Annotated in this window: 9 protein-coding genes; 8 read left to right on the forward strand and 1 reads right to left on the reverse strand. The window is 31.3% G+C overall.

Annotation, left to right across the window (positions count from 1 at the left end; all coding sequences use genetic code 11):
• A partial coding sequence (locus E0F98_RS04100; protein WP_165929278.1) for an ATP-binding protein occupies positions 1-138 on the forward strand: 138 nt, incomplete at its 5' end.
• A 164-nt stretch (positions 139-302) separates the two neighbouring features.
• Entirely contained in the window at positions 303-875 is a 573-nt protein-coding gene (locus E0F98_RS04105; protein ID WP_165929279.1) for a DUF3320 domain-containing protein, read from the forward strand.
• A 403-nt stretch (positions 876-1,278) separates the two neighbouring features.
• On the opposite strand, the gene E0F98_RS04110 is transcribed toward E0F98_RS04105, so the two are convergent.
• Complete coding sequence (locus E0F98_RS04110) at positions 1,279-2,526, reverse strand: site-specific integrase (RefSeq protein WP_132109351.1); 1,248 nt, start codon at positions 2,524-2,526, stop codon at positions 1,279-1,281.
• Between the two features lie 456 nt (positions 2,527-2,982).
• Between E0F98_RS04110 and E0F98_RS04115 the strand changes: the two genes are divergently transcribed.
• From E0F98_RS04115 to E0F98_RS04140, 6 genes are all read left to right on the forward strand, one after another.
• On the forward strand, positions 2,983-4,284 hold the full coding sequence (locus E0F98_RS04115; protein ID WP_132109352.1) for a tyrosine-type recombinase/integrase: 1,302 nt from the start codon (positions 2,983-2,985) through the stop codon (positions 4,282-4,284).
• A 38-nt stretch (positions 4,285-4,322) separates the two neighbouring features.
• Positions 4,323-5,225, forward strand: coding sequence for a hypothetical protein (locus E0F98_RS04120; RefSeq protein ID WP_132109353.1), 903 nt, complete (start codon positions 4,323-4,325; stop codon positions 5,223-5,225).
• Positions 5,226-5,298: 73 nt separating this feature from the next.
• Positions 5,299-5,595 carry a helix-turn-helix domain-containing protein gene (locus E0F98_RS04125; protein ID WP_132109354.1) on the forward strand — a complete coding sequence of 99 codons (297 nt, stop codon included), beginning with the start codon at positions 5,299-5,301 and terminating at the stop codon, positions 5,593-5,595.
• Positions 5,596-5,597: 2 nt separating this feature from the next.
• A complete protein-coding gene (locus E0F98_RS04130; protein WP_132109355.1) occupies positions 5,598-5,870 on the forward strand; it encodes a helix-turn-helix domain-containing protein in 273 nt (90 codons plus the stop codon).
• Positions 5,871-5,941: 71 nt separating this feature from the next.
• On the forward strand, positions 5,942-6,781 hold the full coding sequence (locus tag E0F98_RS04135) for a hypothetical protein (RefSeq protein ID WP_165929280.1): 840 nt from the start codon (positions 5,942-5,944) through the stop codon (positions 6,779-6,781).
• A gap of 373 nt (positions 6,782-7,154) precedes the next feature.
• Positions 7,155-12,020: an AAA domain-containing protein gene (locus E0F98_RS04140; protein ID WP_132109357.1), complete on the forward strand. Its 4,866-nt coding sequence runs from the start codon at positions 7,155-7,157 to the stop codon at positions 12,018-12,020.
• Positions 12,021-12,188 lie beyond the last annotated feature (168 nt).

Raw genomic sequence — 12,188 nt, forward strand, 5'->3', positions numbered from 1 at the left:
CCGGTTCAAGGCTGGTACGACATTATTGGAGAGAAAACCATTGCCGATGCAATTCTGGACCGACTCATCCATAATTCACACAGAATTGAATTATCAGGGGAATCAATGCGTAAAAAAAGAAGTAAAAATATCGGATAAATTTTTAAGTATATTTGAATAAATTATAACATCAGAAAAAAGTAGTTTTTTAATGAAAATTAGGGTGGTCAATTTCAACTGGAATTGCATGGTCACTTTGAACTGGAATTAGGTGCTCACTTTAAACTGGAATGGGGTGGTCAATATAGCTGGAATTTGCAGAATTGGTAACAATTAATCTTACAAGCAAGCAAAATCCTTATACCGCTTTCGCTTTAACTCCTGCTTCTAATGCCAATAGTGAAACGATATATGAATTTCATAACCGAAATATCATAAAGCAACAGATACAATCAATTGTGGACGCAGAAGCTCCTATAAGCAAGAGTTTATTATATAAAAAAGTATTGCAAGCGTGGAATACCAGTCGTGCAGGATCAAGGTTAGACAAGCACTTAGAAGGAATTATCAAAGAGATTAATATAGTGCAGACAATACATCATCAGCCCTTTTATTGGAGCAACAACACAACTTTAGACTACTATCGTAACAATGACATAGAAAAACGTAACATGGAGGACATTGCTCCTGAAGAAGTTTTAATTGCTCTACAGGAAGCAGTAACAAACAATTTGAGTATTGAGGAAGCTGAACTGCTTCGATACTTGGCTCGGACTTTTGGTTTTGCCAAAGTAGGAAAGCAAATTGACACAATGTTGCGTTACGTGATTGACACGGCAGTGCAAAGCGGTAATGTAAAAAGAGAAAACGACAGAATAAAATTTGCCGACAAATGAATCAGCATATTTTAATGCCTAAAAGAAAAACGAACCGATAAACAGCACCTACAAGAAATTGGCAGTTCAGTGCGACGTATGACAGTTTTTTAGGGTTCTCGTAAAATTATTTAGAGGATTTAAAGTCGTCTTTTTTTTGAGGTTTAGGCTAATTTATCGTGTTGGATTCGTGAATTAGACACTACGTCATTTGTGTTTTAAAGAAAAAAATAAATGCGTACGGGGTTTTTAAGTTTAGCCAGTTTAAGACTGATTGTAGAGTGTGTAATTCTGAAATTTAATGTATTCAATTCCAGAATTACACAATGTATTGTATGCTTTTGATATTTTAAATCCAGTATCTTTTTTTAGGACTAGACAATATTCTAGACTCACTAAATGTTAAATTAAGTTAGTGAAAAATCTAATCAGCCTTTTTGTTAATCTGCTCAATGTTGGTGTTTAACATTTTGTTTCTCAAAATCATCATATCCTCGCTAACTTTTTTATCCAAGACCTTTGCATAATGTTGAGTGGTTCTTAAATTTTTGTGCCCTAGCATTTTACTCACGCTTTCTATAGGTACGCCATTTGTAAGTGTTACCGTGGTTGCAAAAGTATGTCTGGCAATGTGGAAGGTGAGTTCTTTTTCGATTTCACAAACGCCGGCAATTTCTTTTAGATAGGAGTTCATTTTCTGGTTTGAAAGAATAGGAAGTAGTTTGTTTTGATTATTGCTTTCCGGATGGTCCTCGTATTTATCGATAATCATTTGGGTAATAGGAAGGATTGGAATCTTCGAAGCGGTTTCTGTTTTCTGGCGGTGGGTGAATATCCATTTCTCCCCGTCAATACCGAGGCTTATATGAGCCTTTGTTAAGTTTTTGACATCAATATAGGCTAGGCCAGTAAAGCAGCTAAAAAGGAAGATATCGCGTACTAATGAGAGTCTATCTGTTGCAAACTCCTTGTTGATTATGTTTTGAATCTCTCCCTCTGATAAATATACGCGTTCCACTTCTCTGACTTTGGCTTTATAGTTGCTGAAAGGATTTCTGTCGATCCAATTATTGGCCAAACATATCTTGATAATTTTACTAAAATTCTTGATGTACTTTACCGCGGTGTTGTTGGCGCAATTCCTAACGCTGCGCAAGTAGAACTCATAGTCGGTAATAAAAGCATGATTTATTTTATCAATCTCGATATCGGATATTTTGTATTTCCATTCCAGAAAATCTTTGGTGTGCTTTAAAGAGGTGTTGTAGCGCTCCAATGTTCCAGGAGCATATTCTTTACCAACCAATTCTTTGATTTTGTTGTTATGGTCCTGGAAGATGGGTATTAACATTCGTTTGCGTTCTTCAACACCAAGTAATTTATTTTTTAATGTTTCGGATGTGATCGCGATGTCGTTTTTGATCAAGTTTTTCTCTGAATCGTATATTTTGGATTTCAGATAATCAAGATGACTATTTATTGAACGGGCTTCCTCTGTTGTGCCTTTAACTTTCGCGCCATCGATTGACCATTTATCGGGATTGATAAATTTACCGCTGCTGAACTCGAATCGTTTAGTTTTGATGGTAACTCTCGTGTAAATTGGACAAACGCCATCTAGATTGACTTTGCTTCTCTTAATGTAAAAGAGAACTGATACAGTTGTGTTCATAAGTGGTAACCTTTTTAGTTATTATTAAATTTAATCAATCGCATGACTTCATACAAGATGTTCAGTAGATGAACAAGTCGTTGAACAGGTTGTTTTTTTGCGCGGTGTCACTAGATTTTAATTTAGTAAGTGACACCTCGAAAGACACCAACGCTTTGAGCTTTAATGAATAATTTGAATAGTACCAAAAAGAAAAAACCCCGTAAATCATATGATTTATGGGGTTTTGTAACCGTTTGTATTTCTACTGGCGGAGAAAGAGGAACTAGAATCTACTTTTTCTTACTTTATCTAACCTTATCAAAACACGTGTTAACCCTTGTAAAATAAGGGTTTTTGTGTTTTTTGTAGTAAGGTAAAAACAAGCTAATTATGTATAAATATAGTTAATGTGGGGATTATGTGGGGATAATTTTGTATCTTTAAAGTGTTGAAAAACTTAATACTCCCGTACCAATGGCAACAATTAACTACCTGATTAAAGGCGAAAAAAACGCAACAAACATACTTTTGCGTTTCAAAAATGGCAGAAAATTTGACTTAACGGCAACTACAGATTTAAAGGTAGAACCTAAAAGATGGAGTGCAGCCAAACAAAAAGTTAAACTTACTGCAGCTGATACTACAAAAGACGAAGTTAATAATAAATTAATCGAATTGGAGAAATTTATCTTTGATGAATTCAATTCAGATAATAGCAAAGGCGAATTTATAGATAAGCACTGGCTAAGAAAAAAGATTGCTAATTTCTTTAATAGACCAATTGACGAAACAGCTGTAGACCAAGTATTTTTTGTGCCATATATTGAAAGCTTTATTAAAAATGCTCCAACAAGGATAATCAGAGGTAAAAATAAGGTCATAGCCAAAGGAACTATCACAAAATACACAACAACACAACACAAGCTAGAAGAGTACGAAAAACGCTTTAAAACGAAGCTAAAATTCACTGATTTAGATTTAATTTTCTATGACAAATTTGTCAATTTTCTTTCGCAAGAACAAACTATAAATTTAGGTACGATAGGAAACTATATAGGAACATTAAAAACTATTGCCAGAGATGCAAAATTAAAAGGTTTGCCAGTTCATCCACATATTGAGCATCCTAATTTTTTTGTACCTAAAATCACTGCCGAGAGTACTTATTTTAAAGATGAAGAAATAAACACCATTTTCAATCACGATTTCAAAGGAGTGGAAAGATTAGAAAATACAAGAGATTTATTTATTATTGGATTGAGAACTGGATTAAGAATTTCAGATTTTTTAAGATTAAAAGATACAAATATCAAAAATGGCTACATTGAAATTGAAACTCAAAAAACCGGACAAACAGTAACAATACCTTTGCACTCACAAGTAAAAGCCATTTTGCAAAAAAGAGGAGGATTTCCGCGAAGTATTTCAGACCAAAAATTCAATGTACACGTAAAAGAATTATGCCTTGTAGCAAAATTCACTGAACCAATCTATGGTTCTAAAATCAATAAAGACACTAAAAGAAAAGAGGAAAAAGAATATCCGAAATGGGAATTGGTTACATCGCACATTTGCCGCCGCTCCTTCGCGACTAATTTATACGGCAAATTAGATAACCTTACTATTATGGCAATTACTGGCCATCAAACAGAAACTCAATTTCTAAAATATATAAAAATCACTAATACTGAGAAGGCGGATAAACTTAAAGACTATTGGAATAAGCAGAATGAAGAAAATAAAATTGAGGAAAGAAAAATGAAAGTAGTTAAGTAAGAATAAGTTTATTACATTTAGACTCATTTATCAAATATATGAAAAGTGTAAATTACTTTATTAAATCATTGGGGGAGAATTATTATTTGGATTTTATTATTGATCCTAATAGTGAAAAAGTTTACAATTCGGCTTATGCTTTACCGGTATATTATCAAAACAAATTTTATTATGAATTGTGCGAAAACGAAATTCATCTTAAAAGAAGAGAGATAATAAGTAATGTAAAGAGTCTTTATGAAAATGCTTTGTCTGAAATTTATATAAGCTTGTCATCACAAGACCCAGAAAATTTTGAATCCTTTTTAATATTCAATATAGAAGCTGTTAAGTTAAAGCTCAAAATGCTTAAAGCAGATTTCCATCTTGAAAGCAAGCAATCAAGATACTATTCTGTGATTGAACAATATTCCGAAATAAATGAATTAGAATTTACTGATTTTACAAAACTCAATATAGATTTTCAAATTCACGATTATTTCTATCAGTTTTCTAAAAATTTCAAATACAGTAAAATAGATAGTTTAGATTATATTGAATTTATTTTTAATAGAGCTAATACTTTATCTTTTATCCCTTTTTCTTTATTTCTCATAGCGCATAAGTTTGTCGTAGAGTTGATGAAAATTAAAGAAATTGTAAATGATTTAAAAGAAGCTAAACAAGTAAACCCAAGAATAAAATGGAGTGGTAAAAAAACGCATATTGGTTATTTTTTGGGGATATTAGCAATAAATGGTTTTATCGATGCCCCAAAAAACAAAAATGGAGAAATCAATTTTACCGCTTATGCTAAGCTGATTAAGCAAAACTTTGAAGTTGATGTAAATGAGGATACATTACGGAAATACCTCAACCCTGAAGATGATAAACACCAAGAAAATAAAAATTCTTTTGATAAAGCTAAATCCTATATACCTAACATAATTGAAGTAAGTTAAGCCGTTCCGGAACGTTGAGGAACGCTTACTGAAACATAACCTCCTTTACTTTGTGCCAACAAAAACGATAAAAATGGAGCAAAGTAAAATGACACAAGTATTCGGAATTTCTCCCGATGAATTAAGAGAAAGCATCTTGACTGATGTGAGAGCAGAGTTTAAATCATTAGCACTAAATTTCCAACCAATCATTCCGCCAGAGTACCTTACTCGACAAGAAACAGCCATTATACTCAAAGTATCTTTGGTAACGCTTTCTGATTGGAACAAAAAGAAAATCCTAAATCCCTATCGCTTGGGGAATCTCATAAGATACAAACGTTCAGAAATCGAACAGTCTTTAATTTGTATTAATGCTAAAAAAGTATAATTATGAGCTATCCACTTCAAGAGAGTTTAAAGAACATAGAGCAACGTTTAGAGGAATTAACCAAGTTAGTTGCTGATAGACAAGATAAATACCTTACGAAGCCTTTTTTAAATAATGACGAATTCCAAAGGGTATTTAGAATTAGTCCTGGAACAGCTGAAAATTGGAGGAGACAAGGGTTAATTGCATATAGCCAAATTAACAATAAAATCATTTACAGATTAGAGGATATAAATACAATGCTTGACAATAACTATCGACCATTTAAAAAATAACTCTAATATTTTTCTAAATGCCGATAGATTATCTAAAATGTAAAATTTTTGATGAGGAACACATACAAGAAGTGTGGGAAAATCCATTATTGGAATTTCATAGTAAATATGAAAAACGATACAACGATGTGGTTTATGAAATCATTACTAGAAAATACAAAAACTTGTTTTTTTCAAAGCATCAAAGCCGATTAGAAATAAGCGGAAGTATTCATTATTTTTTTAATGATGGATTGCATAATGCCAATGATTTTTACGTAGAAGATTGTATAGAAACAATTTATTGCATCCAAAACCTTTTTAACCTTGATTTAGAAAAATGCTTTTTAGTCAATTTAGAATATGGAGTAAATATTTTGCCAAGCATACCAATAAGCAAATTAATACTAAATTTAATCTACCACGAAAGACATCCATTCATCAGGAGTACAGAACATAATGAATATCGGATATCGAGAAATTCAAAATATAAACAAGTAAAAGCGTATGCAAAAGGTGTGCAATTTCCACAGTTTTGCAATCCCAATACATTTAGATTTGAAGTTAAAACAGGACAGGCAAAATTCATTAAAAAGTTAGGTATCTTAACTCTTAAAGGCCTAACCAACCCGGATAATTATAATGCACTATTAATCTCGTTATTAAAAGAATGGAATAATGTTCTATTATTCGATAAATCAAGATGCACCGATGATAAATTTTTAAGCACTCATTTTTGGGAAGAAACCATTTTAGCTAAAAACCGCAACAAGTTTTGCTTACAAAAAAAACTATATTACAAAAAATTAGGTGCTGATAATTTACACACCAGTATTAGAAATATAATAGAAAGAAAAACCAAATATTTAAAAAGTGTGCATATTCCAACTATTATAGAAGTGGAAACTGCACAGGTAAAGATTTTGTTTTAGTTCATAATCTTAAAAGTATAAGTTGTTATCAAATGGAATACTGAAAATGGGAGTTATAAATCACTTTACCAAACTAAATATTCAGTTTGCCCCGGAATATCCACTAAATATGATACTCACGAAAAGTTGAACTAATTAAAACCAAAAACAGCATAATTAAGTTTTAAAATATTATTTTTGATCGTTAGTCTAAAATTGACTTATATAACTCCTCTACTTTTATGATAATAGACAACGAAAAAACAAAAATTAAAAGTCCACAAATGGATAACAAAATATAACGAAGATGGAACACTAGATGTCGTTACTGAATATTTTACAATTGAAGCATTAGCATATTTATATAAAAGTACTAAAAGCATTATTGAAAATTATGGAATTAACTGAGAAATTATTATCCGAATTACAAAGAAGACTTAAAATAGGAAACCGCAGAGGAGTTCATTTAAATGCTATCCCTGCAAATTCAAGATACAAGTTCGATTTAAACAGACTTTCTCATATTGACAAAGACCTTCCAAACAATTTTATTAAATCACTACTGACAGAATTACCGCTTAAATTTAGGATAAGTTGGAAAGACAATGTGCCGGATTTAAACTCTCTTTTTCAAGAAGACCAAACACAATTAGTTAGAATTACCAAGGCATTTGAAAACCTGATAAATCAAACAGATGCAATTGAATCTGAAAAAGGTATTAATACTTTTGGATTTGGATTTCCAATTTTAGCAAGACGAGATAGAGCTGACAATAAATTAACTGTCGCACCAATCCTGATCTGGTCATTACGAATTAGGAGAACCAAAGAATTTAATACCTGGGAAATACTTAGGAATGAAGACGACCCCATATACATTAATGAAGTTTTAATAAATCATTTACAAAGTGATTCAGAAATTGAAATAGAACAAATCCCGAGTGAAATGCTTGATGATGGCTTAATCAATAAAGCAGAGCTTATTGAAATTTGCAGCAATCTTATAAAAGCAATAAATACAAAGTCACCAGAAGATTTAGAAGATACTTTTAAAAAGAAATTGGAGACCATTACTGCGATTGGAGACAAGGCACATTATGAAAAATTACCTTTAAACTCAACAAATTCCTTTATTGATTTTAGTGGTTTATTCTCCATTTTTGAAGTTCAAAAACAAAATATAATCAATGATTATGGGGATTTAATGGAACTTGAAGGAGTAGATTTAGACCTTGAAGATATGGAGAAACATTCGTTTCAATCCATTTCATCGGTAGAAACAGATCCTTCGCAACAAAGTATTCTACATTCATTAGAAGCCACAAGAAATATTTTAATACAAGGACCTCCCGGAACTGGCAAGAGCCAAACTCTTACAGCTATTCTTATCAATGCACTCGAAAACAATAAGAAAACAATTGTGGTATGTGAGAAAAGAACAGCTTTAGAAGTATTGTATAATGCATTAACCGGCGACCCTAAAGATGGAGGTAGAGGACTCAATTATCATTGTGTTTTGATTAGAGATATTGTAAAGGACAGAAAAACGGTTGTTGACTCTGTAAGAGATCGTGTTGACAATTCAGAATATAAACGCTACAGATACAATTATTCAAAAGAATCTTTAGATATCTTAACTTCAAAGGCAAAGGAATTAATCGCCAATATCAATAATAAACATCAAAAACTGGACAAAAAACTTATTGGAAACAAATCTTGGTCTGATGTAGTTGGGAATCTATTAAAAGAACTCAAAGCAACAGAAGATGATAATAATCTTGACATTGACAAAACTCTCTTTACATATACATCACAAGAATTAAATTTATTGCTCGACCTTGTTCATAAAGGTCAAATTTTGTATGATGATTTTTTGCCAATTTTATCAACTTCATTTATCAATCCTTCCAAATTAATTGGCGAAAATCCATATTTAATTGAACAAAGTATTAATGAAGATTTTGATATTTATGTAAAACAACTTGCCGAAATTCAACAACTTTTAGAAGCAAATAGAAATGAGTTTTTTGGTTTAAGAAAAAGTGAATTAAAAACGCAGCTTGCATTTGTGAATGAAGCAATAGAAAAGGTTTTTGAAAAGGAAAAAGAACTGGAGCAATTAATTTATAGAAGCCAAGTTGAATATTACACCTTTAGAAAATCAGAATTACACCAACAAGAAAACAGCTTTTCGAAGTTGATTACAGAAATTGATTCGATTTTTGAAAGCAATAAGGGAAATGATGATTTAACAAACAAAGCAAAAATTGACAGTTTTGGATTCAAAATAGCATCTATTTTCTCAAAGAGCAAGAAACAAACAATTTCAGATCATCTAAAACTGCAAAACAATTTTAAAAAGCTCGAAGAATGTATAGAATCCTCAAAAGATTACGACACCAAAGAATTTGATGGCAATTTAGATTCAAAGAAAAGTACATTACATTCATTCAAAACTGATGCGATAAAGCTGAAAAATGGCTTCAACAACAAAATTGAAGAGGAGTTTCATTCATTCAATTTAACTTCCGTTCTGGATGCTGCTGACACTAAAATTTTATTTCAACCAATTGACTTCAAAATAAATGAATTAAAATGTTCAGAAAGTTTTGGGTTAAAATTGCAGACTATAAAAAATGATTTTGAAACGTACTTTGACGATCTAAATATAGTCTTTAAGTTGCTGTCAAAGACAATAGCTGAAAGTAATGACTTGGAATTACAATATTCATTCATTGGTTCATTCAACAATAAAAAAAGCATTTTATCTAGTCTAATTGCTGATTTAGAATTAGTAAAAGAAGCATTTGACAATAAAATCCGAACTGAGTTTCAAAAGATTAGTTTACTCAAAGCAAATCCGAATGAAATTGAAATAAAAAGCCTTTCATTACTTCAAGAAAAGTCGAATGCTTTAGCCGATAAAATCAAAAATGACAATTGGACTATTGAGAAAATTAAGTTAGCTGAATTTTACAAATTCATAGTGGATATAGAACTTCTTATCCAGAAGAAAGTTGATTATTTTAAGGCAGAAAAAGATTTATTCACAATTGAATTCAAATGGTTTCAATTTTACAATATTCAATCTGTAACTAATAAATCAATACTTGATGAATTAAAGCCTAAATCAAATTGGAACAAGTCCTTTTTGATTCATTATCTTAATTCGATGCTTCTAAATTCAGCGAATATGGAATTGCCAACTGATGATGGTGAACATAATGAACTGGATAAGGCTTTAAACGGAATAGAAAAGGAGCAATTAAAATTCATCAAAGAATTTTGGTATTCGAAACAGATAGACACAACAAGAGAATTTGAGCAAAAAAACATAAATCTTTCCGTTGAAAATCTTTATAATAAAAGAAGTAGTACCAGATTTAAAAGACTTTCATTAAGGCAAATTGTTCAATATGATGCCGATCTTTTTTCATCCTTTTTTCCAATTATTTTGACATCCCCAGATGTTGCAAGTAATCTATTCAAAGGAATGAATGGGTATTTTGATATTGTGATGTTTGATGAAGCCAGTCAATTAAGACTGGAAGATAATTTACCGGCAATATTAAAAGGAAAGCAGATTGTTATTGCAGGGGATGAACATCAAATGCCACCATCAAATTATTTTAGTAAGGTGTTCGATGGAACTGTTGAAGATGAAGATGATATAGAAGAGGAAAATGACAATAAGGTTAGAATCGATAAAGATGATATGTTGTTGTCTTGTGAATCGCTGCTTGATTTTGGTACTGAATTAAACTTCCAAAGAAAGCATCTTGATTTCCATTATCGTTCAAGGCATCCATTTTTAATTGATTTTTCCAATTATGCTTTTTACAATCAAAGACTAAAACCTTTGCCAAATAATTTTGAATATGTTCCCATTAAATATATTCAGGTAAACGGCACATTTTCAGAGCACACTAATGAAGCGGAAGCCGAAATGGTTTTATCAATAATTGAGAACAATATTAACCGATTACCAAGTGGAGAATATCCAACTGTCGGAATAGCAACATTCAATATTGCTCAAAGAAACCTTATAAAGTCAAAAATTGAAGAGCGGAAAAAATTTGAAAAGTTTAGTGATTTTAATGAAAAAATACAAGAATTAGAACTTGACAATCCTAAGAGTAATAAATCGTTCATAAAAAATTTAGAAAATATCCAAGGCGATGAAAGGGACGTTATTATTCTTTCAACAACTTATGGAATAGGTAAAGATGGAAAGTTTGCACAAAGGTTTGGTCCCATTAATCATTCAAAAGGATATAAACTTTTAAACGTAATCATTACGCGAGCCAAATTTAAAGTTTATGTATGTTCATCAATACCAGAGCAAGTATTTATGAATTATAAGGAGTATTTGGCAACTGAAGGATCAAATAATAAGAGAGCCGTTTTGTATGCATATTTGGCTTATTCTAAAGCAGTAAGCGAGAATAGCAATGATTTAAGGCTTTCTGTTTTAACTTCCCTATCTGAAAATACAACTAAAAGTGTAAGTTTTGATTCATTCGTTGGTGGAGATTTAGAATCGCCATTTGAAGAAGAAGTATATCAAAGTTTAGCAGACAAACTGGGTATTGAAAAATTAATTCCTCAATTACAATTTGCTGGTTTTAGAATTGATATCGTTTATGACCCTAAAAAGATTGGGGTTCCTAAAATTGCAATTGAATGTGATGGTGCAAAATACCATTCCAGTAGAGAAGCATATCTACACGACAGACACAGACAAAAAATATTAGAAAATCACGGTTTTGTATTTCATAGAATTTGGAGTACAAATTGGTGGCGTAATTCAAGTAGGGAAACCACAAGGCTAATTGACTTTATAAAGAGCGTTGAATCAACAGGTGTTTCAAAATTAAAAGATCATTCAAAGACAGCATTGGCTTTTACGGACGAAATAGAAATAATTGAAAAATATATTTCGAAAGTATCTTTCATTGACAACGAGAAAGATGTTGCAATTATTCAAGCTATTGAAAAAAAGGCACCAGTACAAACCCATCTATTCCACGATGAAATCAAGCTAAATAGTAAGGTAAAAGTAAAATATGTGAATAATGGTAAGGATATAAGTGTTCAAATTGTTGAATCTACGAATAACAAAGGTGAAATAGTAAATGGAGTCCAAAAAGTCTATATAAAATCACCACTGGCAGTATCAATACTTGGGCGTTCTATCGGTGACATTGTAAAAGTTGGAGATTTAGACAATTTTGTTGAAATTCTTCAAGTGGCAAATTAAAGTATTGTGAGCTACACCTTTTTATAGCTCCTTTTCCACGAATATTTAAATTTACTAATAAAAAATCAAATGAAGGTTTATATTGACGAATGTATGAAAGGTTTTTCGTTTAAGGAGTTAGTATTTAAATAGATGTTTTTTAAGAAAGTGTTTATGTGACTTTCGGAA

This window comes from Flavobacterium hiemivividum (genome assembly GCF_004349145.1).
Taxonomy (GTDB): Bacteria; Bacteroidota; Bacteroidia; order Flavobacteriales; family Flavobacteriaceae; genus Flavobacterium; species Flavobacterium hiemivividum.